Raw genomic sequence first — 26,965 nt, forward strand, 5'->3', positions numbered from 1 at the left:
GATCTTTTTTTATCTCATCGATTTTTTATTACGCTGACTGCGAAGGGCGAGCATCGCTAAGTAGCTTAGCACACCGAACAGACATGAAATAAATAATGAGTGCATTAAGGCAAAGCCTAATGCTAAATGACTTAGTACGGACAATGCACCTGATAAGGCTTGAAGCGTGATGAGAATAAAGCTGATTAACCAACTGTAAAATACAACCTTCTGCTGACGATAATGCTTAAACGCATGAATAAATGCAATTAAGATCCATACGAAAATTAGCGTTGCAGCAAGTCGATGTCCCATTTGTACCCACTGATAAAAGTCCTGTGGCAACCCGATGCTACCGTTTGAGCAAAACGGAACGCTCGCACAAGCAAGGCTTGATTTCGTATGACGTACGTAAGCACCTGTGTAAACGACGACATAGCTATAAATCAAAATGCCGTAAATATGAAATAGCATGGTACGACCGAAACGTAAAGAGAGGGAATCAAATTTGCGATCAACCTCAAACACTAGCAGTGTTAAGAGGAGCACGGATGCGAACGAAATAAGAGAAATCCCAAAGTGAAGAGCCATGACAAGTGCAACTTGTCCCCATACAACGGCCGCAGCTCCAAGAAGTGCTTGAAGCACTAAGAAAACAAACGCAATAACTGCTAGAGGACGAGCTTCACGAACGTGTTTTAAGGCAATCCAACACCAAATACATAGTGCAAGAACTAGAATACCACCGAGACCAGATGCTGCTCGATGACTCAACTCAATAACGGTTTCAATCGTAAGCGGATGCGGGATAATTTGACCGTGACAAAGAGGCCACTGACGTCCACACCCAAGACCAGATCCTGTTTTTGTTACTAACGCTCCCCCAAGTAAAATCACCGCCATACAAAGAGTGGTGACAACTGATAGAGCTTTCAATAATTTGTTCAAAATACCACCGCCTAGAAATAGTGCTTCCTGTACATATAAACTCTATAGACAAGTATTAATTTTATTATATCAATAGAATACATGCAAAGAAGAAGGAATGAATGCCAAGATATAAGTATAAATAATCGCCTTTTTTATAGTCAGTATGTGTTAAAATATGGATAAGGATTCTCTTGCCTATAAAAAAGTTACGAAAATAGCAGGCATATGCTAGCTTCAGCTAGAAATTATACAGAAGAAAATCGTTCTCTAACTAGATCGACACACGTTAAACCTTTCGAAGTAAGCAACAAAGGCTTGAATGTGTCTCATGTGAATTATAACTCTTTCTTCTTGATGCGTAATGATTTTGTGTCATCTATCGAAAAAAATCCATATAAATTTCACATTTTTTTCACAAAATTACCTAAAAATGTGTTTTAATATACACGAGAAACATGTTCTAATATAAAGGAGAAAACACACTCACCATAGACCCCTCTTTGCGGTTTTCTCGAAGTCTTCTTCATCACCTTTACAAGCTGTACGCTGTTTCCTGCACACACATATACCATCAATCAGTTTAATAGTCATAATCATCGATTCAGTATGATGAAGGGCAAAGGAGGAGCTACGATGAGCAACGTCAGGTTGAGATCGTCGGAAGATTCTGAAGATTATTCAGAAAAGCCGTTGCTGCACCCCATTGTGGTGACATCGGTTTGGAAAGACTTTTTAGCTACCATCAAGATTGGAATCGTAAATTCAAACTTAATTACCGCTTTTACAGGTTTTTGGTTAGCCCTCTATTTTAATGGAGAACGTTTTCTTCAAAATTTAGATCTTGCTTTTTTCTCTCTAATTGGTACCGCTCTCATAATTGCGGGATCCTGTAGCTTAAACAATTATATCGATCGTGACATTGATCATTTAATGGAACGAACGAAGGAACGGCCGACAGTGACAGGACGCTTTAACCCGGTGATCGTGTTGTTTATGGGAATAGGATTGACCCTGTTAGGATTATTCATGCTTTTGGCTACTACCCTTACTGCAGCTGTAATTGGGCTAGTAGGAGTGATCACCTACGTGTTTTTCTATACGCTTTGGTCGAAGCGACAGTATACGATTAATACCGTTGTAGGAAGCATATCAGGAGCAGTCCCTCCACTCATTGGATGGGCAGCAGTAGATTCAAATTTACATATTGTAGCATGGATTTTATTTCTGATGATGTTCATCTGGCAGCCACCTCATTTTCTGGCGCTTGCGATGCGAAGAAGTGAAGAGTACCGCGCAGCCAATATTCCTATGCTGCCGGTTGTATATGGTTTTAGCGTCACGAAGAGGCAAGTTATGATTTGGATTGCCTGCTTGCTTCCGCTTCCGTTTTACTTATATGAACTCGGGCTCTGGTTTGTTATTGTCACCACGATTCTTACAATAGGATGGTTAAGTCTTGGAGCCTTAAAATATACTAGTTTGAAAGACGATAAAAAGTGGGGAAGCCTGATGTTTGTTTATTCGGTTAACTACTTAACGATCGTATTCGTTTTAATGGTTGTGGCAACTTTATTCATTTAAAGTCTGCAACATTACAAGGGGAATTTCTTCTTAATGAATTTCTATATAGAAGGGATTAATGTTTCAGTTTTTTGAAACGGAAATGAAATCACATCAATGAAAGAGGGGTATGGATGGGGTATGAAAAAATGGCTACCTAAATGGCGCATAATGTTACTATTTAGCATGATCGCGCTTTTATTAGCAGGCTGTGGCAAACCGTTTTTATCAACGCTGCAACCGGCTGGTGAAGTAGCTGACATGCAGTATTCGTTGATGCTACTTAGCACGATTATAATGGTTTTAGTTATTGTAGTCGTCACCATTATCTTTATCTATGTGGTGGTACGTTTTCGTCGCCGCGAAGGAGATGAAGATGTTATTCCAAAGCAGGTGGAAGGCAGCAAGAAATTAGAAATCATTTGGACTGTTATTCCAATTTTGCTGTTAATTATTCTAGCCATTCCGACTGTGAAGGATACGTTCACACTGGCGAACGTTTCAGGAATGGAAGGGAAGAACAAAGACAAGGATGCACTCGTTGTGAATGTCCGCGCAAACTTGTATTGGTGGGAGTTTGAATATCCTGACAAAAAAATCATTACTTCTCAAGATCTTGTAGTACCTACCGATCAAAAAGTCTACTTCAAAGTTAAAGCTTCTGATGTGAAACATTCCTTCTGGATTCCTTCCGTTGGTGGAAAAATTGATACAAACGTAGAAAATGATAATAAGTTTTGGTTAGTCTTCGATTCGAAAAAAGCTGAAAAGGCCGGCGGTATTTTCTATGGGAAATGTGCTGAACTATGCGGCCCGTCTCATGCACTTATGGATTTTAAAGTTAAAGCGCTACCAAAGGATGAATTTAATGCTTGGGTAGATAAAATGAAAAGTGCAAAACCAGAAGTAGCCGATGCAGACGCACAGGCTGGCGAAGAAGTATTTAAGAAAAACTGTTTATCATGTCATGCGGTAGAAGCAAAAGATACTCGTGCTGAAGTAGCTCGCACAGCGCCGAACTTAACTGATTTTGCGGACCGTGAGCGTGTGGCAGGAATTCTACCAAACAATGAAGAAAGCATTAAAAAATGGCTGAAAGATCCTGAATCGATCAAGCCGGGCAACAAGATGACAGGAAAGTATGGAAATTTAACTGATGAACAAATTGATCAGTTAACGAAGTACTTGATGGGAATGAAAGTTGAATAAAGGTCTAGTAACATGCTCGTATAGTTACGACAAAGGGGAGGTTAAGCCGTGAGTACATTGAGTCAAAGGAAAGGCTTCGGTGCTACGGTTTGGGATTACTTAACAACTGTAGATCATAAAAAAATCGCCATTTTATATTTAATTGCGGGAGGATTTTTCTTCCTTGTCGGCGGTCTTGAAGCTTTATTTATTCGCATTCAGCTTATTAAGCCTGATAATGACTTTATTTTAGGAACAACCTACAATGAAGTGTTAACGATGCACGGAACGACAATGATCTTCCTAGCAGCCATGCCGCTTATCTTTGCGTTAATGAACGCAGTTGTTCCACTTCAAATTGGGGCGCGTGACGTTGCCTTTCCGTTCGTAAATGCGCTAGGGTTTTGGTTGTTTTTTGCCGGTGGAGTGTTCTTAAACTTAAGCTGGTTCTTCGGGCAGGCGCCTGATGCTGGGTGGACGGCTTATACAAGCTTGTCGATGGCATCTCAAGAGCACGGAATTGATTTTTATGCACTCGGTCTTCAAATATCCGGTGCAGGAACACTGATAGGTGGAATTAACTTTCTTGTGACGATCATTAACATGAGAGCACCGGGAATGACTTACATGAGAATGCCTTTGTTCACCTGGTCAACATTTGTTACATCTGCACTTATTTTATTCGCATTTCCACCGTTAACGGTAGGGTTATTCTTGATGATTTTTGATCGTTTATTTGGTTCAAACTTCTTTGACCCAGCACTAGGTGGGAATACGATTATCTGGGAACATCTATTTTGGATTTTCGGACATCCGGAAGTTTACATACTTGTTCTTCCAGCGTTCGGTGTTTTCTCAGAAGTATTCGCAACATTTTCTCGAAAGCGCTTGTTTGGATACTCCTCGATGGTGTTTGCGACAGTACTAATTGGATTTTTAGGATTCATGGTATGGGCGCATCACATGTTCACAACGGGACTTGGTCCTATTGCCAACGCTATTTTTGCCGTAGCAACGATGGCAATTGGTGTTCCAACCGGTATTAAAATATTCAACTGGCTCTTCACGATGTGGGGAGGAAGCATCAAGTTTACAACGCCGATGCTTTACGGGGTAGCATTTATTCCATCCTTTGTTATTGGTGGGGTAACCGGAATTATGAATGCCGCAGCACCAGCTGATTATCAGTATCATGATTCTTATTTCGTTGTTGCTCACTTTCACTACGTTATCGTAGGGGGAGTGGTGTTTGCCTTACTAGCAGGTGTTCACTACTGGTGGCCTAAAATGTTTGGTCGCATGTTAAGTGATGCTCTAGGAAAAGTAACGTTTTGGTTATTCTTCTTCGGCTTCCATTTGACATTCTTTATTCAGCATTTCCTAGGTTTGATGGGGATGCCGCGTCGTGTTGCAACGTTCCTTCCTAATCAAGGATGGGAAACGGCCAACTTAATTAGTTCAATAGGAGCCTTCTTTATGGCAGCAGCTACAATTGTGCTTGTGTTTAACGTAATCAAAACAAGCATAAACGGAGAAGTAGCAAAAGGGGATGCTTGGGGAGACGGTCGTACAATTGAGTGGGCGATTTCATCACCAGCACCTGAATACAATTTTAAGCAAACGCCGCTTGTGCGTGGATTAGATGCTCTATGGATCGAAAAAATGGAAGGAAAAACGGAGCTAACTCCAGCTGAACCGATTGGTGATATTCACATGCCAAACTCCTCTATTTTACCTGTAGTCATCGCTAGTGGATTATTCATCGCAGCGCTTGGTTTCATGTTCCGGAACGAACATGGATGGGGTGATGTTGTCGGAGGAATTGGTTTAGCTATTACGTTGCTAGGAATGTTCTTACGATCTTGGATTGATGATCACGGTTATCACATTCATAAAGAAGAGTTAATGGATGATGATTCAAAGGAGGTTAAGGCGTAATGCATGCAGAAGAAAAATTTACAGCTGCTACGTTTCCTGAGTCTCCTGAAAAAGCGACCCTAGAAGGAAAAAACAAGTTTCTAGGATTCTGGCTTTTCCTTGGAGGAGAAACCGTTTTATTCGCCACATTATTTGCAACGTATCTCGCACTAAAGGATCACAATGCAGGTGGAGCAACAACTCAGGAACTGTTCGAACTACCGTTGGTTTTTGCCGCGACAATGCTCCTGTTAACAAGTAGCTTAACAAGTGTATATGCGATCTATCATATGAAAAACTTTGCTTTTTCAAAGATGATGCTTTGGTTTGGAATTACGGTTCTGTTAGGGGCTGGATTCCTTGGGCTAGAAATTTATGAGTTTAATCACTATGTACATGAGTTTAAGCATACATTTACAAGTAGTGCCTTCGGTTCGGCGTTTTATACCCTTGTAGGTTTTCACGGAGCTCACGTAGCGGTAGGATTATCGTGGATTTTAACGCTTATGATCCGAAATGGAAGACGAGGATTAAATTTGTATAATGCACCAAAATTCTATGTAGCAAGCTTGTATTGGCATTTCATTGACGTCGTATGGGTGTTCATTTTTACAGTCGTATACTTAATGGGAATGGTGGGATAAACTGATGGCGACTAATCAATCAAATTCAGGTAACCCAAGAGTAGATTTGAAATATCGCAAAAAAAAGAATGCAGAGGAAATGAAGTTTCAAGTCATTTCATTCGGCCTGATGCTCTTTTTAACGCTAGTTGCGTTCCTTGCGGTTTGGAATGAAGATTTTGGTGGATGGTATACCGTACCGTTTATTATGCTGCTAGCAGTTGTTCAAGTAATCTTCCAACTGTACTATTTCATGCATATGAGTCATAAAGGACACGCGGTACCTTCCCTATTCCTTTATTCTGGGTTGCTAGTAGGGCTTATCACTCTACTAACATTCGTAACCATTATTTGGTGGTAAAAGTCTTATGAGTAGTAGCTATTTCGGTAGCTGATCACAACGGAAACATACAGCTGACATTGCCTAGGTAATAAGTGAATGAAATTTAATTGAATAGGCGATGAACAGCTGTGATTCGAGGCGACTCATAAGAAGAGATTTTTCTTCTTTGAGTCGCCTTTTTATTGCTTAAAGAACAACTTGTACGTAAACGAAGTAAAGGTGGTGTGAGTGATGTATGATAATCTTTTGCTTTTTGGATTTGACGCTATGTGGAGTCCATATTTTCTAGCAGCGAATGTACTACTCATCGTAGTTTACCTGTGGTTCGTGGGACCAGGACGTCGATTTTTTAAAGATTCTACGTCAGTTTCTCTTTCAACGAAAACCTTTTTTATCTTAAGTATTGTTTTGTTGTATGCATGTAAAGGGAGTCCAGTTGACTTAATGGGGCATTTAATGTTTAGTGCGCACATGACGCAAATGGCGATCGTTTACCTTGTCATTCCGCCGTTACTGATTTTAGGATTGCCGAATTGGCTTATACAATCGATCATTGAGGCACCGATTGTGAGACCGCTCTTTCAATTTTTTTCAAAGCCTCTTATTGCACTACTCGTTTTTAATACGCTCTTTTCGATTTATCATATTCCATTAATCTTTGATGCCATTAAAACTGATATGACTTGGCATGCGGTAGTAAATATTGTGCTGTTTGTTTCCGCATTCTGCATGTGGTGGCCGCTTATGAATAAAGCACCAGGCTATGAGTCGTTATCAGGGATTAAGAAAGTCGGGTACGTGTTCGCAAATGGAATTTTGCTGACACCTGCATGTGCACTAATCATTTTCGCCAAAACACCTTTATATGCAACGTATGCGGATCCACAGTCGTGGGTACAAGCGCTGTCTCTGTGCGTATCACCTGATATGATGGCGTCTATTCCACAGATAGGTCCTGAGATGTTTAATATGCTTCCGCTCGTTGAAGATCAGCAGTTGGGCGGTGTGCTAATGAAAATTATCCAAGAAATTGTGTACGGAAGTATTCTTGCTTATATCTTTTATCAGTGGGCTCGTAAAGAACGAGCAAAAGATGAAGTACCGGATCCGTCCGTACAACCTCATAGCCCACACGTATCTATTTCACCAAAGCTCTAACGCAACTACTATAAGCCTATGATTCTCTCTCCGTTTAGAGGAGTATTTCGGATTGAGAGTGGAAAGGATGGCCAAATGGATTTATTGCATATTTTACCTGCTGTTAGTACAGTTTTTATTGTGATTAGTGCGATCCTAGTGGCGATCGGTTGGTACTTAATCATTAAGCGAAAAGTTAATGCCCATCGTAAGGTTATGTTTTGGGCAGGGGTGACTGCCCTGATCTTTTTTATCATTTATTTATCTAAGACCGTTTTTGTTGGGAATACACAATTTGGCGGTCCACACACGATTAAAATGTACTATACGGCCTTTCTCATTTTTCATATTACGCTTGCAACCATTGGAGGAGCTTTTGGACTAATTACGCTTTGGACAGGTTATAAAAGCAGCATGAGAAATCACCGTAGGCTAGGTCCGCTAACAAGTATCGTTTGGTTCTTTTCTGCTATTACAGGAGTTGCGGTATACACGCTTTTATACCTCTTGTATCCAGGCGGAGAAACAACGTCTCTTGTAAAAGCTGTACTAGGCTTCTAACGGGCAAGAAGACAATGCATCCCAATGTATTGTCTTTTCGTTTTTTTATTCTATATCAAGGGGGAACAGACGATGACTAAAACAAAAGTGTTAACAGAACGTGAATACGAGCAGGTTATAGCACTATCAGAATATGCGTTTCAATATAAAGTGGCTGAAAAGGAGTATGAACAAAAGCTCCAAAACCTCGCGAACTTTCATCTATTAGGAGTCATGGAAAATGATCGTCTTTTATCCAAACTTCATCTCCTTTCCAAAACGGTGAATATCCACCAAACGGAATTTAAGATGGCAGGTGTGGCGAGCGTTGCGACGTGGCCAGAGCATCGTCGTGGTGGCTTAGTAAAGGGACTATTAGTCGATGCCTTAAAGTGGATGAAGGAAAATAACTACACGCTTTCTTATTTGCATCCCTTTAAAATAAGCTTTTATCGAAAATTTGGTTGGGAATTGTTTGTGGATCATAAGACGTATACGTTTACCCCTAATGACTTAGTTCGCATGCGGGCTAGTAATGGACATGTGTGGCGAGCGAATAAGGAGAGAGATCGTCCCGGCATTCATGGAATTTATGAACAATTCGCTTCTCGTTATAGCGGTATGCTTTGCAGAACAGAAGAGTGGTGGGATAAAAGTATTTGGGATGAAGGGGATCATGTAGTTGTATATGAAGGAGAAGACAAGCAAAATCTAGGGTATTTGATGTACTCCTTAAAAAATCGTCATTTAGAGGTGCATGAGTTTGTGGCATTAAATGAAGAAGCAACAAGAGGACTGTGGAATTTTATATGTCAGCACGATTCGATGGTTCAAAAAGTGACGATGGTTGTGCCAAAGAGCGATGAACTACCTTATTTGTTAGACAATCCGCGCTGTGAGCAAGCAATTAGGCCTTACTTTATGGCTCGAATTGTTGATGTGACGACATTTTTGTCCACGTATCCGTTTCAAACGATTAAAAATCCATTCTTTTTACATATTTATGATGAATATGCCACATGGAACAATGGCAGCTATCTAGTGAAAGAGGGCGGCATAGAAGTCTTTAATAAAACGAGCACGCACACGTCATGTTCGCATCCTCCTAAGAAAGGAATTCGTCTTTCTATTAATGAGCTATCGAGCATTTTACTTGGCTATCAAACACCACAGCAGTTGTATAAGATCGGAAAGATTGAAGGGAATCAAGAGGATGTGAAGCGACTAGAGGAGGCATTGCCTGAGCTGTCTACGTATTTTATGGATTTCTTTTAAGAGGTTAGTTCACCTGCTCCTTTCTCCCTTAGCAGTTTCTATTCCCACAATCATGCTTATATTAGAAACTCTTTTGGCACATGATAACATTATGAAGGCCGTTACATATGATAATGAAACAGCTGATAAAAAGAGGGGGAAGGAAAATGATCGGACGAAAAAAAAACGTTCATGACCTGGTGATCCCTTTTGTGTTATCGGTATGCTTCGGGGAAGAATCAGGGATTAAGCTCCTCAGCTATGAGGTGGACAATTTCACCGTATGGGAGGGACTTGCAAGCTTCAGCCTTTTTATTCAAATTGCGATGTCATTGAAGCCGAATATACGAAATGAGTGTGAAAAGGTTCAGCAGATGATTATGGATGAATTTAAAGCTGTTGCAAATTATACCATTCGAGAAGTGCGTATATATGTAAAAGAAATTCTATAAAAAAACGCTCCTTCATTATGAGAAGGTAGCGTTTTTGCTTTTTATTCTGTGACTGATTTTGATTGAGAAGTTAAGACTCGGATCTCTTCGTAGGCTTGTTTAAGCGTTCTCTCACATTGTGTAACTAGAGACGAAGGGAACGTTTCACCTTCACCGTACTCCACTCCATGTGGATAATAGTGCTTCCCTAGAAGAGGTGGTAAGAGCTTAATAAATGCATGACGTGCACCAACATCTCCAGATACTGCGTAACCTTGAACACGAAGGTAATACACATCATCTTGAATTTCGATTTTTTTGTCATACGTCACGCGTTCATAGTCCCATTGCCCAGCACGCACTAACCCTACGTCTTTCATGATGTCGTCCAAATAAGAAAGTTCAATCGTTTGGTCTTCAAGACCTGTTTTTTCAAACTTCATGTAACATCCCCTCCTCAAAACATATACACCCTAAATTAATAATAGTATGAATAGGAAAAACTTTCAATAAAACATCGTTATTGTGGGAGTAATCGAATAAATTCCCAGAGATAAAGTGGCGGAGAAGATCATACTAAGAAAGAGTATTCGTTTGTCACGTTGTTTTAAATAGGAGGGAATAAATATGCAAACGGTTCGTGAAGTGATGACGACAGATGTACAAGCATGTACATCGCAAGATAATGTTTATGAAGTAGCTCTCAAAATGAAAGAATTAAATGTAGGAGCTATTCCAATAGTTGATCATAACCAATTGGTAGGAATGTTGACAGATCGAGATTTAGTAACAAGAGGGATTGCTGGTAAAAAAGCAAATTCATCTCGTGTAACGGATATTATGAGCCATAATTTATTTTCTGCGACACCTGATATGTCTGTCGAAGAAGCCGCACAACTAATGGCCGAACATCAAATTAGACGGCTACCTGTTGTAGATCAAGGCCAAGTAGTGGGAATGATTTCGCTGGGAGATTTATCTATAAACCAATATTCAGACCAACGAGCGGGCGCAGCTCTAACCGAAATTTCCGAACATCATCCTCACTAACTATTTATTGTAATTAATCGTACATTCACAAGGACGGCTCAAAATTGGGCTGTCCTTATTATTCGTTTTTTTTGAATAAACAGGTATAATGGGGTTAAAGGAAGAAAAGATGATAAAGATCGTTAATTTTTGTAAAAAATAGCATCCTTTATTATTTTTTGTGAAAATGATACATAAAGTGAACTAGTGGACAAACAGACCGCTTGAAATGTTTAAGTAGGGTATAAGGAGTGGAAGGCAACTGAAAAAGGTTTTATTTATTTTAGTCCTTTTATCTATTTTTTTATATACGTATGATTATCTACCAATTTTTGAAAATCAATCTAGTAATGAAGAACAGTTAGATTCGAATGCAATTCCTGAAGCAGTAAATCAGGATGATGATAAAAATGTACTAAATGCCATCGGGAAAAGTTCAGAGGAGTTAATGAGCGTATGGGGGGAGCCAGATCGTATTGATCCGTCTTCCTACGATTATGACTGGTGGATTTACAAAAAAGATGCGTCTCACTATATGCAAGTTGGCATTAGCAATAATCGCGTCGTCACTGCATTTGTGATTGGGCCAAAAGTTAACATGGGGCCGTTCGTTTTAGGGCAAACGCGACAGGAGACGTTAAAGCAGCTATCGGTGTCTTCAGAAGTATCGTTTTCTTATGATGGCAACCACTACCGCTTTGAATTAACGGATGATGATCAAGTCGTACGACCGTTGGTAAAATATGATGATCTTTTCGTTCAGCTATACTTTGATAAGTTCACTGATAGACTCTCAAGCGTTCGAGCAGTAGATGCTCCTACTTTGATCAAGCTACGACCATATGAGCTGTCTTACCGGGGTGAGCTACTTAACCCAGAGCCACTCAGTGAAGATCAGTGGAAGGACGTAGAGGATGGCAACGCTCAGCAAATTTTAGATATTACGAACGTAATTCGCCAAACGCACCGTTTAAGCAAGCTTTCTTGGGATCAGAACACAGCTGACGTTGCGTATGGACATAGTAAGGATATGAGCATGAACAATTATTTTGATCACGTCTCCCCAACGGCTGGTGATTTAGCGAAGCGTCTTGAAAAAGGAGAGATCACGTACTTAACGGCAGGTGAAAACATTGCCGCTCAGTACCAAGATGGTGCTGCAGCTGTTGAAGGCTGGTTGAACAGCGAAGGACACCGTAAGGCATTACTCAATAAAAACTTTAACAAACTAGGCGTAGGGGTTTATCAAAAATACTACACTCAGAACTTTGTTCAAACCATGTCTAGACAAAAATAAATGGTCTACTCTTGTCCCTCTTCTCATAAATAGTATTAGAAGCTAGAGGGGGGATAAGATGAGGGTCTTACTAATTGGGTTACTATGTTTTTTCATGATGCATCAAACAGCGTTTGCGAAGGAAAATGGATATTGGAAAGACCTAAATCTACTCTCTGATGAGGCACTAGAGCTAGTGAAGCAGGATCAGCTCACAGAAGCAGAAAAAATGCTCACTCAATTTTCAGATCAGTTCGTGCAGCTTAATATTCAAGCTTTACACATAACGATGGATGATTTACGAGTGCTGACGGTTAGCCATGAAGAAGCCATACAGTCGCTAACAGCAACGTTGCCGCTAGATGTAAAGGTACGTAAGGTCATGCAGTTCCGCCTGCTTGTTGATGCACTTCAATCAGAGCATCAGCCTCTTTGGACAGAGATGGAAGGTCCGATCATGACAACGTTTAAGCAGTTAAAGACAACCGCTGCGCAGGGACAAAAAGATTTATTTCAGCAGCAGCTCACGCAGTTTTTAAATCAATATGAAACGATTGAACCGAGTGTAAAAGTCGACATCAAATCTGAGTTCGTGCAAAAAATGAACGCCCATTTAAATGAGCTCGACGCGCAGGCAACGGATGAAGCAACCCAGATGAAACAGCTGAATGAGATGGAGAAGGATTTGAAGGAGCTTTTTCAAAATGTAAAAGATAACGGTGTCGATTCATCGCTGATCTGGATGATGATCACAACAGGAAGTATTATTATCCTTACATTATCTTACGTTGGCTGGAGAAAATACAATGGAAACAATATTATTACTCATCATCCACAGGAGCTTTAGGTTTGACATCAAGCCTTCATGTTGAATAAACTAGTAATAAATACATCTTTACTGGAGGATTGCTTGAATGGGATATGGATACCTGATTTACTTCCTTATTATTGTTCTTGTTCCAATTTGGGCTCAGTTCAAAGTTAAGGGCGCATACAAGAAATATTCGGAAATCTCCAACTCTTCTGGAATGAGCGGTGCGGAAGTGGCACGTAAAATCTTAGATGAGAATGGATTATATAACGTTGGTGTGGAACCTGTTGGAGGGTTTTTAAGTGATCATTACGATCCTCGAGATAAAACAGTTCGATTATCAGAAGGGAACTACTACGGTACGTCGGTCGCCGGTGCGGCTGTTGCAGCCCATGAAGTAGGTCATGCTGTTCAAGATAAGCAGGACTATGCGTTTTTACGCTTCCGTCATCGATTAGTCCCTGTTGCGAATTTAGGTTCTAACTTATCGTGGATTTTGATTTTAGTTGGGATGCTCGCTCACCTATCAGATTTGCTCCTTCTTGGGATCGTCTTTATGGCAGCAGCCGTTCTTTTCCAGCTCGTAACGCTCCCAGTAGAGTTCAATGCATCGAATCGTGCGATGGATCAGCTCGTATCATCTGGTGTGATTCGTAATGATGAGGAGAAGGAAACGCGTAAAGTACTAAATGCCGCAGCGATGACGTACGTTGCTGCAGCCGCAGTCGCCGTATTAGAGCTACTCCGCTTAATTTTAATTTACACAGGTATGACACGAAACGAAGATTAACGCAAAAGAGGCTGAGGACAATTGTCCTTAGCCTCTTTGCTTTAGCGTTCGAGCGGTTGTTTATTTTCATCTAAGGTAAATCCTTCACCTAGCACATCATGCACTTCACTAACTGATACAAAGGCATGAGGATCAATAGACGTAATAATTTGTTTTAAGCGAAAAATTTCATTTCGGCCTACCACGCAGTATAGAACGTTCATATCTTGTTTCGAAAATGATCCTTGGCCTTTTAAAATCGTCACGCCTCGGTCCATTTCTTTCATAATTTTTTGAGAAATGTCCTCGTTTTTACTTGAAATAATGGTTGCTCCACGAGCCGCATATGCACCTTCTTGCATAAAATCAATCACACGAGCGGCTACGAATACCGCAACAAGCGTGTACATGGCCTGTTTGTAGTCTAAATAGACAAGGGAGATCGCGATAACGCAGAAATCGAATAAAAACATCGTTTTTCCCATATTCCAGCCCACGTATTTTTGAACAAGACGTGCAATAATATCAACTCCGCCTGTCGTGCCACCAAAGCGAAAAATAATGCCGAGTCCGACACCGATAAATACGCCTGCAAATAGGGCAACAAGGAACATATCATGACGAAGATTAATATGGAGAGAATAACGCTGGAAAATCCAAAGAAAGAGTGAAAGTCCTGCTACTCCTAGTACCGTATAAAAAAAGGATGTACGACCTAACTGCTTCCATCCAATAAAAAGCAAGGGGATGTTTAATACTAAGTTACTGTAAGATGGGTCTATATGAAACAGGAAGTACAAAATTAGCGTAATTCCAGTCAAGCCACCTTCTGCTAGCTTATTTTCCATGTTAAAATTAACGAGTCCGAATCCAAAAATAGCGCAACCTATTAAAATAAAGATAATATTTTTCAGTTTAATACCCGTAAACATATGTACCTCCTGATATTCACTTGAATCACTACCTTAATATAATAGTGTAAAGTATGAGTATTGGTAAACCCCCTAAACGTATTGTTTGTCAAAAAAGAGGGTTTTAGCTAACATGAAGAAAAAAGATGATAAAAGAGGTGAAGGAATGGCTGAAAAGACGATGCAACAGCTTCAAAAAGAAGTTGATACATACATAAGTCAGTTTAAAGAAGGATATTTTAGCCCACTTGCGATGCTCGCACGCATGACGGAAGAGCTTGGTGAATTATCAAGAGAGATTAACCATTTTTACGGTGAAAAGCCAAAAAAGAAAACCGAGAAGGCCCGTACAGTAGAAGAGGAAATGGGCGATGTTTTATTCGTCTTAATTTGCTTTGCCAACTCACTTAATATTGATCTCCAAGAAGCACATGATATGGTAATGGAGAAATTCAATACGCGTGATAAAGACCGATGGACAAAAATTGAAGACACAGAGGGAGAGAGTACAAAATGACAACACGTATCATTTTAGCAGGACCACGAGGAAGAATGGGATTAGAGGCGTTAAATTTGATTGCCGATACAGAGCACTTTGAGTTAGTCGCTGCTTTGGATCGCACGAACAAAGGGAAATATATTGATGAGGTTGTGCCAACATCATCTCTTCATGCCCCTATTTATACAGATATTGATGAATGTTTAGCAGAAGTAGAGGCCGATGTATTAGTTGATTTAACAACACCTGAGATTGGCCGTGTACATACGAAAAAAGCGCTTGAGCATGGTGTTCGTGCAGTAGTCGGAACAACAGGTTTTTCAGAGGCAGATCTTACAGAACTGCGAACGTTAGCAGAAGACAAGGGAATTGGCTGTATTATTGCCCCTAACTTTGCGATTGGTGCGATTTTAATGATGAAGTTTTCACAAATGGCTGCAAAATATTTCGAAGACGTCGAAATTATTGAGCTTCATCACGATCAGAAATTAGATGCTCCGTCTGGTACAGGTGTAAAAACAGCTGAGCTTATTTCTGAAGTTCGTGAATCGAAAAAGCAAGGTCATCCGGATGAAAAAGAAACGATTCCAGGTGCAAGAGGGGCAGATTATGACGGTATTCGTCTCCATAGCGTACGTCTTCCTGGGCTTGTGGCACATCAAGAAGTGTTGTTTGGTGGGTTTGGCCAATCATTAACCATTCGTCATGATTCTTATAATCGTGCATCCTTCATGTCTGGCGTAAAAGTGTCGGTTGATACGGTTATGAAGCTTGATACGCTTGTGTACGGACTTGAAAACATTATCGAGTAAGGATTATTAAAAGGGGGTACTGGGATGAAAATTGCGTTAGTTGCACATGACAAAAAGAAAAATGATATGATTCAGTTTACGACTGCGTATAAATATGTGTTAGAGGATCATGAACTGTTTGCAACGGGTACAACAGGGAAGGAAATAATGGAAGCGACCGGCTTATCCGTGCATCGTTTTCAATCAGGTCCGCTCGGAGGCGATCAGGAAATTGGGGCTTTAATCGCTCAAAATCGCATGGATATGGTTATTTTCTTCCGTGACCCACTAACAGCGCAGCCTCATGAGCCGGATGTTTCAGCATTAATGCGTTTATGTGACGTGTATGCCGTGCCTCTTGCGACAAATATGGGCACAGCAGAAATTCTTATACGCGGGTTAGAACGAGGGGATTTAACATGGAGAAACATCGTACGAGGTAAAAAAGGAGAGTAAAATGAGTATTCAAAAGCTAGATGTATTAGCATTTGGCGCCCATGCCGATGATGTTGAAATCGGTATGGGTGGAACAATTGCTAAAATGGTCGAAAGCGGGTTAAAGGTCGGAATTTGTGATCTTACTCATGCCGAATTATCTTCAAATGGAACGGTCGACATTCGAAAAGAGGAAGCAGCGAATGCCGCTGCTATTCTTGGGGTAGAAGAGCGTATTCATTTACATATTCCAGATCGAGGCTTATTTTTAACTGCGGATTATATTCGTGAAGTAGCCTCCATTATTCGCAAGTATCAGCCTAGACTAGTCTTTGCCCCATATTTCGAAGATCGTCATCCTGATCATGGAAATTGTGCGCGATTAGTAGAAGAAGCGGCCTTTTCGGCAGGTGTCAAGAATTACCGAGACGATTACGGTCAGCCTGCACACCGGATAGAAGCTCTTCATTTTTATGTGATCAATGGCTTTCAAAAACCGCATTTTGCCGTGGATGTATCGACAACCTTTGAAAAGAAACGTGCGAGTTTAAACGCATATGAAAGTCAGTTTGTGCAAACAGAGACAACGTTTACGACCCCGCTTGTGAATGGCTACATTGAGACGGTAGAGAGCAGAGACCGTTTGGTAGGAAAAGAGGTTGGGGTGTTATACGCAGAAGGGTTTTTGACAAAAAAACCGTTATTATTACATGCTGACTTAATAGGAGGGCAAGAATGAAACTCAAAATTGGAATCGTGTGCTATCCCTCTGTAGGTGGTTCAGGTGTTGTCGCAACGGAACTTGGGAAACTTCTAGCTGAAAAGGGACATGAAATTCATTTTATTTCATCGAGCATGCCTTTTCGTCTGACGAAAGTTTATCCGAATATTTATTACCATGAAGTCGAAGTCAATCAATACTCGGTGTTCAAATATCCTCCTTATGATTTAGCGCTTGCTTCCAAAATAGCAGAGGTAGCAAAGCGAGAGGAATTAGATTTAATTCACGCGCATTACGCTATTCCTCACGCTGTCTGCTCTTATTTGGCTAAAAAGATGGTAGGCGATCATTTGAAAATTGTCACGACGCTGCACGGGACGGATATTACAGTGCTTGGATATGACCTATCGTTAAAAGATTTAATCAAGTTTGGGATCGAACAATCTGATGAAGTTACAGCGGTCTCAAAAGCGCTCATTGAGCAAACCTATGATCTAGTGGCTCCAAATAAGAAAATCGAGCCCGTGTATAACTTTATCGATGAGCGCGTGTACCGTCGAACAGACATGTCTCATTTGCGTACAGAATATGGAATTGAGGAGCATGAAAAAGTGCTCATTCATATTTCGAACTTCCGGCCTGTGAAGCGTGTAAAAGATGTGATCGAGGTGTTTGAGCGCGTAAATAAACAAGTTCCTTCTAAGCTGTTACTTATCGGTGATGGGCCTGAAATGACAGGTGTTATAAGCGAAGTGCAAAAGCGAAACTTAAATGAGCGCGTCTTATTTCTTGGGAAACAGGAAAATGTCGAAGAATTGTATTCAATCAGTGACGTAAAGCTTCTATTATCGGAAAAAGAAAGCTTTGGTTTAGTTTTACTAGAGGCGATGGGCTGTGAAGTCGCTTGTGTGGGCACAAATGTCGGAGGAATACCAGAAGTTATTGAAGACGGAAAAACGGGCTTTATTTGCGAGCTTGGTGATGTCGAGGATATGGCGGATAAGACGCTAATGCTTTTGCAAGATGAAAAATTATATCATGACATTACTTCTCAGGCGCTGTCAGCTGTCAAAGAACAATTTCACTCAACGACGATTGTGGATCAATACGAACAAATTTATTACCGAGCACTCGGCAGAATCTAAAAGGAGATTATGATGAACGAACCTTTTATTCGTCCTATGACGATTATTGAAACGTTAGAACAACATGGGCACGAGGCGTATTTTGTAGGTGGTGCTGTACGAGACGTGATTATTGGCCGTGAAATTGGCGATGTTGACATTGCTACATCAGCAAAGCCAGAAGAAGTGATGGCCCTATTTTCGAAAACGATCCTCGTTGGAATTGAGCACGGGACGGTTGTGGTGGTATTAGACGGTGAGCAATATGAAGTAACGACTTTTCGGGCGGAAGGGGAATATGAAGATTTCCGCCGCCCCGCTTCCGTTCAGTTTATTACGTCATTGACGGCCGATTTAGAGCGTCGTGACTTTACCATTAACGCAATTGCCATGAACAAAGATGGCGAATTACTAGATCCTTTTAATGGACAGCAGGCGATTAAAGATCGCATCATTTGTACGGTAGGAGAAGCAAAAGAGCGATTTACAGAAGATGCGCTCCGAATGATGAGAGCCCTTCGCTTTGTCAGTCAGCTTGGGTTTCAGTTAGAAGATCGGACCAAAGAAGCCATCAAGGAACATAAATCGCTGCTTCAGCACGTTTCAGTAGAGAGAATAACGATTGAATTTGAAAAAATGCTCTCGGGTCCTTTTGTGAAAAAGGCGATTACGTTGATGAACGAAACTGGCGTACATGATTTTCTTCCGGGACTCTATGGGTCGGCACGTTCTCTTGCAAAAGTGGCGAACAGTCACTTAGGAGAGTTAAAGGAACAAAATGAGTTGTGGGCGCTTTTATTGCTCGTTCTTGAGGAAGCAGAGTGTACCGCTTTTCTTAAAAAATGGAAGCTGTCAAATCGAAGCATTAAAGAAATTGAATTTGCCGTAGCGGCATTTGAAGCCGTGAGCAGGGACGGATGGACGGCACAAATTTTATATACATATGGTCTTGAGCGTGCGTTAAACGTGGTTCGCCTTCATCGTGCGTTTGGGATTGCTTCCATTCAGTTTAATGCGGTAAAAGAATGGTATGATCGCCTTCCTATTCACTCGCTTAAGGAGCTAGCAGTAAAAGGAACAGACCTTATGAGTTGGTCTGGGAAAAAGGGCGGTCCTTGGCTTTCTGAGACGCTTCAATTGATTGAGCAGGAAGTAGTAGCAGGGCGTTTACAGAACGAGCAAAGCGCAATAAAGGAGTGGCTGAAATGCAATCAGCAATGAGAAGAAAGCTGTTAGAAATCTTTACGAATGCCGAAACAGATTATGTATCAGGTCAAATGATTAGTGAACAACTGAATTGCTCACGAACGGCCGTTTGGAAGCATATTGAAGATTTGCGAAGCGAAGGATACGAGCTAGAAGCCGTTCGTAAAAAAGGCTATCGTATCATTCGTGTTCCAAATAAGGTTACCTCAAACGAACTATTGCTTGGTCTTCATACAAAGCGAATGGGTCATCATGTTCACTACGAAGAAAGCGTAGAATCAACGCAAAAAATAGCGCATCGTCTTGCTCAGGAGGATGCGGTAGAAGGAACCGTTGTCGTAGCGGAAGAGCAAACGTCCGGTCGAGGACGCTTAGATCGCGTGTGGTATTCACCGAAATACACGGGAGTTTGGATGAGTATTATTTTGCGTCCGACTGTCCCGCCACAGCAGGCGCCGCAGCTGACACTATTAGCTGCCGTAGCGATTGTACAAGCTATTGAAGAAATAACGGACTTGTCTCCGGACATCAAATGGCCTAACGATATTTTAATTAACGGGAAAAAGCTTGTAGGAATTTTAACAGAAATGCAGGCGGACGTGGAGCGCGTTCATTCGGTCATCGTTGGGATTGGCATTAATGTTAACCAACAGGCATCTGATTTTGCGCCCAATATCCAAAAAATAGCGACGTCCCTATCAATTGAAAGTGGACAACAGATTAACCGAGCAGAGCTTATGCAGACGATTTTCTTAAAGCTTGAAAAATTATATGACGACTATCTTACACACGGATTTAAAGTTGTTAAATTGCTGTGGGAAAGCTACGCGGTTACGATCGGAAAGCAGATTGTTGCCCGCACGCTTCGTGAGACAATTGAAGGTACCGCAAAGGGCATTACGGATGACGGAACGCTCCTTTTAGAAGATTTACACGGAAAAGTTCACTACATTCATTCAGCCGATATTTCGCTTAAAAGTAAGTAAAAGATAATACTGGTCAATTTTAGATAAGTTTTTTATAATACAGATATCAGGGTAGTATCGAAAGAACTGCACCTATTATCTGTATTTTTTTATGTGAAATTAAATAGGATTCTGCCTTGATCCAGAATAGGGACTAGGACAGAGGGATGAATATACCGATGTGAACCGATCCTTCTTTCCTGTGGAAAGAAGTTTTTTTATATGTTCGGTACTTCATTTCCTCTACAACCAAAGGAGGAAGATGATGAAAACGAAAATGGATTTTTTAAAAATGAAGCAGCAGCATGAACCAATTGTGATGCTAACGGCGTATGACTATCCATCTGCAAAGTACGCGGAAGCGGCAGGAGTGGATATGATTTTAGTTGGTGATTCTCTTGGAATGGTCGTTTTAGGCTATGATTCAACGATTCCCGTAACGGTAGATGATATGATTCATCATACAAAAGCGGTAAAACGAGGGGCAACAGATACCTTTATCGTAACGGATATGCCGTTTATGTCGTATCACTTGTCAAAGGAAGATACGATGAGAAATGCAGCTCGAATTATTCAAGAGAGCGGAGCACATGCGCTGAAGCTTGAAGGAGCGGGTGAGGTGCTAGGTGCGATTCGTGATATTACAAATGCGGGGGTTCCTGTTGTTGGCCATTTAGGTCTTACTCCGCAATCGGTTGGAGTGTTAGGTGGATACAGAGTTCAAGGACGAGACGCTGAGGAAGCGAAAAAGCTAATCGAAGATGCGAAAAAATGTGAAGAGGCAGGGGCGATTGCGCTTGTGCTTGAATGTGTGCCTCGCCAATTAGCAGAAGAAATTTCAAAGCAGCTATCGATTCCAACGATCGGAATTGGAGCGGGTGTAGAAGCAGACGGACAGGTGCTTGTCTATCACGACGTATTAACTTACGGAGTCGAGCGCGTACCGAAATTTGTGAAGCAATATGAATCGCTTCGTGAACCGATCATGTTCAGCCTTAGTCAGTACGTAAAAGAAGTGAAGGCTCGTCAGTTCCCAGCGGAACAGCATACATTCACAATGAAACAAGAACAGCTTAGTGCACTTTACGGAGGAAAATAACTTGAAGACGATTATGCATATCCACGAATTACAGCAGACGATCAAACAAGAGCGCTATGAGGGGAAAACGATTGGTTTTGTTCCAACGATGGGCTATCTTCATGAAGGTCATCAGTCCTTGCTTAACAAAGCCCGTGAACAAAACGATGTCGTAGTTCTCAGCATTTTTGTCAATCCAACACAGTTCGGACCGAACGAAGATTTAGACGCATATCCGCGCGATTTTGAACGCGACCAAAACGTAGCAAAAGAAGCGGGAGTAGATTATATTTTTTATCCAGACGTGAACGAAATGTATCCAAACGAGCCGTCAATCACGATTCAAGTGACGAAGCGTGTTGACGTTCTTTGTGGGAAATCACGTCCAGGTCATTTTGACGGTGTGGCGACTGTTCTAACAAAGCTGTTTAATATCGTAACACCTGACCGTGCTTACTTCGGTATGAAGGATGCTCAGCAAGTAGCCGTAGTAGAAGGCCTTATTTCCGACTTCCGTTTCCCTATTGAACTAATAGGAGTTCCGACGGTTAGAGAAGAAGACGGCTTGGCCAAAAGCTCGCGCAACGTATACTTAACAGAAGTTGAACGAGCACAGGCACCTGCGATCAACGAGGCGCTACAAGCTGCAAAAGCACGCATTGAACAAGGGGAGAGAAATACGTCCGTTCTTTATGAAGAGATTGTTTCTCAGATTGAAGAAAAAACGGACGGCGTCATTGATTACGTGGAGATCTATTCTTACCCGGAATTAGAGCCCATTCAAATGCTTAAAGGCCGCATCATTATCGCGGTTGCAGTCAAATTCTCAAAAGCACGTTTAATTGATAATCTAACGATGGAAATTTAACTGTATGTGCTTCATAAAGTTCACTTAACTCTATGAAGCACATGTAACGGAAGAAATGTTTAGTCAAACTACTATAATGGGGGACGTAAGTATGTTTCGTACGATGATGAATGCAAAAATTCACCGTGCTCGTGTCACGGAAGCTAATTTAAATTATGTAGGTAGCATTACAATTGATGAAGATATTATTGATGCCGTAGGAATTGTAGCTAATGAGAAAGTTCAGATTGTTAACAATAATAACGGTGCACGCTTAGAAACATATGTGATTCCGGGTCAACGGGGGAGCGGCGTTATTTGTTTAAACGGTGCTGCTGCACGTCTTGTGCAACCGGACGATATTGTGATCATTATTTCGTATACGCTTGTACCGGAAGAAAAAATCGCTAGTCATCATCCAACTGTTGCGATTATGGATGAACATAATCAAATTACACAGCTACTAAAGCAAGAGCCTGCTCATACGATCTTGTAATGACATAAAATAGGATTTTGTAGAAGGATTAAAGCATCTGCTGATAATTTTTATTAGTAGAGTTGCTTTAATCCTTTTTAATTTGACGATATGTGCATTATACTAAGAAGGATGGAAATGAGGTGTTAACTATGAGCAACAGGTTTGTGGTCATTGATTTAGAAACAACTGGCCATTCACCAAGACAAGGCGATCGAATTATTCAGTTTGCGGCGGTAGTAATTGAGAATGGAGTAATGGTGGATCAATTCTCAAGCTTCGTGAATCCGTATATGAATATTCCGCCTTTTATCGAACAACTAACAAATATTACAGATGATATGGTCATTGATGCCCCATCATTTGAGGAAATAGCTCCTAGAATTTTAGATCTATTGCGTGATGCGTATTTTGTCGCTCATAACGTAGCATTTGATTTCTCGTTTCTTCAGGAGGAATTAACGAGATGTGGATATGGAATGCTGTACAACTCCACGTTAGATACCGTCGAGCTAGCTAGAATACTTTTACCAACGGTAGATGGTTACAAGCTAAATCAATTAGCTGATTATTTGGATATTGAGCACAGCAACCCTCATCAAGCAGATAGTGATGCTGAGGTGACCGCTCATATTTTGCTGTCGTTCATTGGGAAGATGCGAGATTTACCGCTTGCAACATTGCGTCAGCTTGAACAATTATGTCTGCATTTGAAAAGCGAAATAAGTGAACTTATACAAGACTTGTTGTATGAAAAAGAGCAGCATCTAGAAGAAGAGGACGGACGATTTTTATGGTTGAACGGAGTGGCGCTAAAAAAACAGCCAGATTTTCAGCCAACACGTGAAGAAATAACGATGTCCTTCCAGGATTTTATGACGGAAAAAGAGCAACAGCTTCCGACTGTGTTTCCGACGTACGAAAGACGAAACGCACAGTGGGAAATGATTGAGAAAGTATATGAGGCGTTCTCAAATCAGAAACACGCGCTAATTGAAGCAGGCACGGGCGTCGGAAAGACGTTTGCTTATTTAATGCCGGCGCTTTATTATGCCCTTACTCACGGCGAACGCATCGTCATTTCAACACATACGATTACGCTGCAGCATCAGCTGATTGACCGGGATCTTCCCATTTTACATAAGCTATTTCCTTCTTTTTCAATGGTTGTATTGAAGGGTCGGAATCAATATTTGAACATTCGTAAGTTCATAAATCTACTAAAAGAAACAGATAATAATTACGACTCCATTTTAACGAAAGCCGCTATTTTAGTATGGCTAACGGAAACGGAGACAGGTGATATTGAAGAAGTGAATCTTCCATCTGGAGGGAAGCTCGTATGGAGTCAAATGAGTGAGGCTAATCCTTCTTCTTTGGATCTTCGTGAACCGTGGCGAAGCTATTCGTTCTACCAGAGAGCACGTGAAAAGGCTAATCAGGCAGACGTTGTCATTACGAATCATAGGTTGCTTTTAATGGATATCCAACATAAAAATTCACTACTGCCACCGTATGATCGAGTGGTTGTCGATGAGGCTCATCATTTGGAAAGTACAGCTAGCGAAGAGCTAGGCGTGCAAATCGATTACTTTTCAATTCACAACGTTCTGACAAGAATCGGGACGTTAGAAAAAGAAGACAGCTTATTGTCAAAAGCAAGTGATGTTCTTCAAAAAATAGCGCTCCCTGGGCGAAGCGTAGTAAAAAACCTTCACAAGTTACTAAACGATGTTCGAGTTGAGGTGGACGATGCGTTTCGTCTCATTCATTCCTATGTGAAAGGAAAGGTGAGCGAGGAGTCTCCAGACGGAGGGCGCATTAGCTACCGCTATCAAGTGGGGAATGAAGCAGGCCGACACTGGTCTGTAATTGAGGAAACAGGGTCACGAGTTCGCTTTCTACTCCATGATGTTTTACAAATCATTGATGAACAACTGTTAATTAATGAAGAGACTCCACAGTTGTTAAGCAAGCAAGAATTACATCAGCTGAATGAATTTTTAGGGTTGTGCACAGAGCTAAAGAGCATACGAGAGAAGCTTCATTTTCTGTTAGCGCAGTCTCATGATAATGCTGTCACATGGATGGAAATTGAACCAAGAGGGGCAGCAAATGCGACGTATCTTTATAGCCAGCCCGTAGATGTAGCAACGGAACTTGCAGAAAACTTCTTTAGAGAAAAGAAAAGCGTTGTACTCACGTCTGCGACGCTTACAGCGAATCAGACGTTTACGTATATTATGAGGGAATTAGGACTGAGCGAATTTGATCCATTAACACTGTCTGTGCCATCACCTTTCCGCTACGATCTGCAGGCAAAAGTATTTATTCCAGAAGACATGCCGTCTATTAAAGAAGTGACGCTAGACGAATATAGCATGATTTTAGCGGAGAATATTATTGATATTGCTTCCGTGACAAATGGACGAATGCTCATGCTTTTCACGTCGTATGAAATGCTCAAAAAGACGTATCAGTATGTAAAAGAATTTAATCAATTAGACGAATTTGTGTTGTTAGCACAGGGCGTTACAACACGAAATCGAAACAGATTGATGAAGGATTTCATGCAGTTTGATAAATCCATTCTTCTAGGAACGAGCAGCTTTTGGGAAGGAATTGATATTCCAGGTGAAAAGCTTTCATGCCTTGTAATCGTACGGTTACCTTTTGCACCGCCAGATCAGCCTATTGTAGCAGCAAAGCTTGAAAAAATAAAAGCTGAAGGGAAAAGCCCTTTTATGGACTACTCGTTGCCTCAGGCTGTTCTAAGATTTAAACAAGGATTTGGACGTTTAATTCGAAGTACAACAGATCGTGGGGTCGTGTACATTTTTGATAGACGTATTACACAAGCGGACTACGGAAAGTTTTTCTTGCAGTCTCTACCAACGGTTCCAGTGTACGAGAAGCCTTTTCATATGCTATTAGGTGATTTGGAGAACTTTTGGACGACAATCTCAGAATGAGGCGATAACATGAAACGGGTACTGTTCGTGCTTTTACTTCTTCTTTCCATAACAAACGTAGGAAACGCAGCATCCTTACAGGATATTAACGTACAACTAAATCAGAAAGAAGCGCTAATTACGTTTTTTCACTTAAAAAATGGGGAAGCAACGTTACTACAAGATGGATTTGGGAAAGCCATTTTAGTGAATACAGGCGGAGAAGGGAGTAGTAGGGAACTTTACTCTCATCTCCGCGCGATGGATGTTAACCGAGTCGATGCGATCATTGTGACAAAGGAGGAATCCCCCTATAATGCAAACATATCGTACTTTTGTAAAAGGCTTCATCCAGAACAGGTGTACAGAACAGTACCAAAAGACGGAGTGACGTTGCTTAAAGATCAGCAGTCACTTCCTCTTTCAACAAAGCTTCATCTTCAAATAGTAAAAAAAAGCAGCGATGGGGTTAATTTACTCATTCAATTCGGACAGATCAAGCTTTTATATATGTCTACAGATCCAAGTGACGAGAATCTGCAACAGCCTTTGCAGAAGGTAAGTATTATAAAAGTGCCGCACTTCGGTGAAAAACCGCTTGGAGAGCCTTTTCTCAAAATGACAGACCCACATGCGGCCATTATTTTTCATCAAAGGCAGAGTCAACCGAATGCCGAGCTTCTTGAGCAATTGAGCGAACACTGGATTGACGTCTATCAGCTAGCTTATGTAAGCGTTGCGGTTAAATTGAAGGAGGATACGTATCAGCTCATTACACTCCCAAAATAAAAAAAGGCAGCTGGAAAACAGCTGCAAAAAATGGTGGTGTGGACTCGAAAGGGTTTATAGTTAAAAGTTAAAAATATTTTTCGACAAACGTTTCTTCACTGTTATAATAATGGTTGAAATCATTTGTAGGTGTTGCTTTGTACTTTTATTGTGACCGTCAAATGTACAAATATGATTAACAATTTTGTGATGTAAAGGGAGGAAATAACATGGAAAGTAAAATTGAAGTTTTATCAACTGTCCGTATTCAGCATTCAGAGGATTTATATAAGATCGTCGACAGCTTAAACCGAACGTTAAAAAAGAAAGATCTTATGTTTGGCCTCGCACTAGATGAAGAAGACCAAAATACAGCCGTATTTACAATCTATCGTACGTAAGAAGGT

Annotated in this window: 29 protein-coding genes; 26 read left to right on the forward strand and 3 right to left on the reverse strand. The window is 41.0% G+C overall.

The features are described 5' to 3' along the window. Positions 1-9: 9 nt before the first annotated feature. Positions 10-927 (reverse strand): COX15/CtaA family protein, encoded by a 918-nt coding sequence (locus AMD01_RS02370; protein WP_053399778.1) that lies wholly within the window; start codon positions 925-927, stop codon positions 10-12. Between the two features lie 615 nt (positions 928-1,542). Here AMD01_RS02370 and cyoE point away from each other — a divergent pair. The 9 genes from cyoE to AMD01_RS02415 all read left to right on the forward strand — a co-directional run bounded on the left by cyoE (position 1,543) and on the right by AMD01_RS02415 (position 9,923). Further along, the gene (gene cyoE / locus AMD01_RS02375; protein ID WP_053399779.1) at positions 1,543-2,490 is read left to right on the forward strand and encodes a heme o synthase; all 948 of its coding nucleotides are present in this window, start codon (positions 1,543-1,545) and stop codon (positions 2,488-2,490) included. 120 nt (positions 2,491-2,610) lie between these two features. Beyond that, positions 2,611-3,678 carry a cytochrome c oxidase subunit II gene (coxB, locus tag AMD01_RS02380; RefSeq protein ID WP_053399780.1) on the forward strand — a complete coding sequence of 356 codons (1,068 nt, stop codon included), beginning with the start codon at positions 2,611-2,613 and terminating at the stop codon, positions 3,676-3,678. Positions 3,679-3,726: 48 nt separating this feature from the next. Beyond that, the gene (gene ctaD, locus AMD01_RS02385; protein ID WP_053399781.1) at positions 3,727-5,595 is read left to right on the forward strand and encodes a cytochrome c oxidase subunit I; all 1,869 of its coding nucleotides are present in this window, start codon (positions 3,727-3,729) and stop codon (positions 5,593-5,595) included. After that, positions 5,595-6,218, forward strand: a complete 624-nt coding sequence (gene ctaE / locus AMD01_RS02390) for a cytochrome c oxidase subunit III (RefSeq protein ID WP_053399782.1) — start codon at positions 5,595-5,597, stop codon at positions 6,216-6,218. Before ctaD ends, ctaE begins: the two co-directional genes overlap by 1 nt. A gap of 4 nt (positions 6,219-6,222) precedes the next feature. Then, complete coding sequence (gene ctaF / locus AMD01_RS02395) at positions 6,223-6,558, forward strand: cytochrome c oxidase subunit IVB (RefSeq protein WP_053399783.1); 336 nt, start codon at positions 6,223-6,225, stop codon at positions 6,556-6,558. A 213-nt stretch (positions 6,559-6,771) separates the two neighbouring features. Beyond that, positions 6,772-7,698, forward strand: a complete 927-nt coding sequence (gene ctaG, locus AMD01_RS02400; RefSeq protein ID WP_053399784.1) for a cytochrome c oxidase assembly factor CtaG — start codon at positions 6,772-6,774, stop codon at positions 7,696-7,698. Positions 7,699-7,773: 75 nt separating this feature from the next. Then, a complete protein-coding gene (locus tag AMD01_RS02405; RefSeq protein ID WP_211263370.1) occupies positions 7,774-8,238 on the forward strand; it encodes a DUF420 domain-containing protein in 465 nt (154 codons plus the stop codon). 72 nt (positions 8,239-8,310) lie between these two features. After that, positions 8,311-9,492, forward strand: coding sequence for a GNAT family N-acetyltransferase (locus AMD01_RS02410; protein ID WP_053399785.1), 1,182 nt, complete (start codon positions 8,311-8,313; stop codon positions 9,490-9,492). Between the two features lie 146 nt (positions 9,493-9,638). After that, on the forward strand, positions 9,639-9,923 hold the full coding sequence (locus AMD01_RS02415; RefSeq protein ID WP_053399786.1) for a hypothetical protein: 285 nt from the start codon (positions 9,639-9,641) through the stop codon (positions 9,921-9,923). A gap of 41 nt (positions 9,924-9,964) precedes the next feature. Here the strand turns inward: AMD01_RS02415 and AMD01_RS02420 are convergent, their stop codons facing one another. Continuing rightward, positions 9,965-10,345, reverse strand: coding sequence for a YugN family protein (locus AMD01_RS02420; RefSeq protein ID WP_053399787.1), 381 nt, complete (start codon positions 10,343-10,345; stop codon positions 9,965-9,967). 184 nt (positions 10,346-10,529) lie between these two features. Between AMD01_RS02420 and AMD01_RS02425 the strand changes: the two genes are divergently transcribed. From AMD01_RS02425 to AMD01_RS02440, 4 genes are all read left to right on the forward strand, one after another. After that, positions 10,530-10,952 carry a CBS domain-containing protein gene (locus AMD01_RS02425; protein ID WP_053399788.1) on the forward strand — a complete coding sequence of 141 codons (423 nt, stop codon included), beginning with the start codon at positions 10,530-10,532 and terminating at the stop codon, positions 10,950-10,952. A 307-nt stretch (positions 10,953-11,259) separates the two neighbouring features. Then, positions 11,260-12,228, forward strand: coding sequence for a CAP domain-containing protein (locus AMD01_RS02430; RefSeq protein WP_281176832.1), 969 nt, complete (start codon positions 11,260-11,262; stop codon positions 12,226-12,228). A 58-nt stretch (positions 12,229-12,286) separates the two neighbouring features. Then, positions 12,287-13,054: a sporulation protein YpjB gene (gene ypjB / locus AMD01_RS02435; protein WP_053399790.1), complete on the forward strand. Its 768-nt coding sequence runs from the start codon at positions 12,287-12,289 to the stop codon at positions 13,052-13,054. Positions 13,055-13,121: 67 nt separating this feature from the next. Further along, the gene (locus tag AMD01_RS02440; protein ID WP_053399791.1) at positions 13,122-13,808 is read left to right on the forward strand and encodes a zinc metallopeptidase; all 687 of its coding nucleotides are present in this window, start codon (positions 13,122-13,124) and stop codon (positions 13,806-13,808) included. Between the two features lie 41 nt (positions 13,809-13,849). Here the strand turns inward: AMD01_RS02440 and AMD01_RS02445 are convergent, their stop codons facing one another. Next, entirely contained in the window at positions 13,850-14,719 is an 870-nt protein-coding gene (locus AMD01_RS02445) for a YitT family protein (RefSeq protein WP_053399792.1), read from the reverse strand. Positions 14,720-14,864: 145 nt separating this feature from the next. Here AMD01_RS02445 and AMD01_RS02450 point away from each other — a divergent pair, with 145 nt between their 5' ends. From AMD01_RS02450 to AMD01_RS23295, 13 genes are all read left to right on the forward strand, one after another. After that, on the forward strand, positions 14,865-15,215 hold the full coding sequence (locus AMD01_RS02450; RefSeq protein WP_053400100.1) for a nucleotide pyrophosphohydrolase: 351 nt from the start codon (positions 14,865-14,867) through the stop codon (positions 15,213-15,215). Next, positions 15,212-16,009 carry a 4-hydroxy-tetrahydrodipicolinate reductase gene (gene dapB, locus AMD01_RS02455; protein ID WP_053399793.1) on the forward strand — a complete coding sequence of 266 codons (798 nt, stop codon included), beginning with the start codon at positions 15,212-15,214 and terminating at the stop codon, positions 16,007-16,009. The genes AMD01_RS02450 and dapB overlap by 4 nt, the downstream gene beginning before the upstream one ends. A 24-nt stretch (positions 16,010-16,033) precedes the next feature. After that, positions 16,034-16,444, forward strand: coding sequence for a methylglyoxal synthase (gene mgsA / locus AMD01_RS02460; protein ID WP_053399794.1), 411 nt, complete (start codon positions 16,034-16,036; stop codon positions 16,442-16,444). Position 16,445: 1 nt separating this feature from the next. Next, a complete protein-coding gene (bshB1, locus tag AMD01_RS02465) occupies positions 16,446-17,162 on the forward strand; it encodes a bacillithiol biosynthesis deacetylase BshB1 (RefSeq protein WP_053399795.1) in 717 nt (238 codons plus the stop codon). Continuing rightward, entirely contained in the window at positions 17,159-18,289 is a 1,131-nt protein-coding gene (gene bshA, locus AMD01_RS02470) for an N-acetyl-alpha-D-glucosaminyl L-malate synthase BshA (RefSeq protein WP_053399796.1), read from the forward strand. The genes bshB1 and bshA overlap by 4 nt, the downstream gene beginning before the upstream one ends. Positions 18,290-18,301: 12 nt before the next feature. Beyond that, the gene (locus AMD01_RS02475) at positions 18,302-19,489 is read left to right on the forward strand and encodes a CCA tRNA nucleotidyltransferase (protein ID WP_053399797.1); all 1,188 of its coding nucleotides are present in this window, start codon (positions 18,302-18,304) and stop codon (positions 19,487-19,489) included. Further along, the gene (locus AMD01_RS02480; RefSeq protein WP_053399798.1) at positions 19,474-20,460 is read left to right on the forward strand and encodes a biotin--[acetyl-CoA-carboxylase] ligase; all 987 of its coding nucleotides are present in this window, start codon (positions 19,474-19,476) and stop codon (positions 20,458-20,460) included. Before AMD01_RS02475 ends, AMD01_RS02480 begins: the two co-directional genes overlap by 16 nt. 244 nt (positions 20,461-20,704) lie before the next feature. After that, on the forward strand, positions 20,705-21,538 hold the full coding sequence (panB, locus tag AMD01_RS02485) for a 3-methyl-2-oxobutanoate hydroxymethyltransferase (RefSeq protein WP_053399799.1): 834 nt from the start codon (positions 20,705-20,707) through the stop codon (positions 21,536-21,538). 1 nt (position 21,539) lies between these two features. Then, positions 21,540-22,385, forward strand: coding sequence for a pantoate--beta-alanine ligase (panC, locus tag AMD01_RS02490; protein ID WP_053399800.1), 846 nt, complete (start codon positions 21,540-21,542; stop codon positions 22,383-22,385). A 91-nt stretch (positions 22,386-22,476) separates the two neighbouring features. Beyond that, the gene (gene panD, locus AMD01_RS02495; protein WP_053399801.1) at positions 22,477-22,860 is read left to right on the forward strand and encodes an aspartate 1-decarboxylase; all 384 of its coding nucleotides are present in this window, start codon (positions 22,477-22,479) and stop codon (positions 22,858-22,860) included. Between the two features lie 131 nt (positions 22,861-22,991). After that, complete coding sequence (gene dinG, locus AMD01_RS02500; RefSeq protein ID WP_053399802.1) at positions 22,992-25,811, forward strand: ATP-dependent DNA helicase DinG; 2,820 nt, start codon at positions 22,992-22,994, stop codon at positions 25,809-25,811. Positions 25,812-25,820: 9 nt separating this feature from the next. Beyond that, on the forward strand, positions 25,821-26,579 hold the full coding sequence (locus tag AMD01_RS02505) for a ComEC/Rec2 family competence protein (protein WP_053399803.1): 759 nt from the start codon (positions 25,821-25,823) through the stop codon (positions 26,577-26,579). Between the two features lie 209 nt (positions 26,580-26,788). Then, positions 26,789-26,959, forward strand: a complete 171-nt coding sequence (locus AMD01_RS23295; RefSeq protein WP_083446386.1) for a YpmA family protein — start codon at positions 26,789-26,791, stop codon at positions 26,957-26,959. Positions 26,960-26,965: the final 6 nt, after the last annotated feature.

The sequence above is a fragment of the Priestia koreensis genome (assembly GCF_001274935.1).
Lineage (GTDB): Bacteria > Bacillota > Bacilli > Bacillales > Bacillaceae_H > Bacillus_AG > Bacillus_AG koreensis.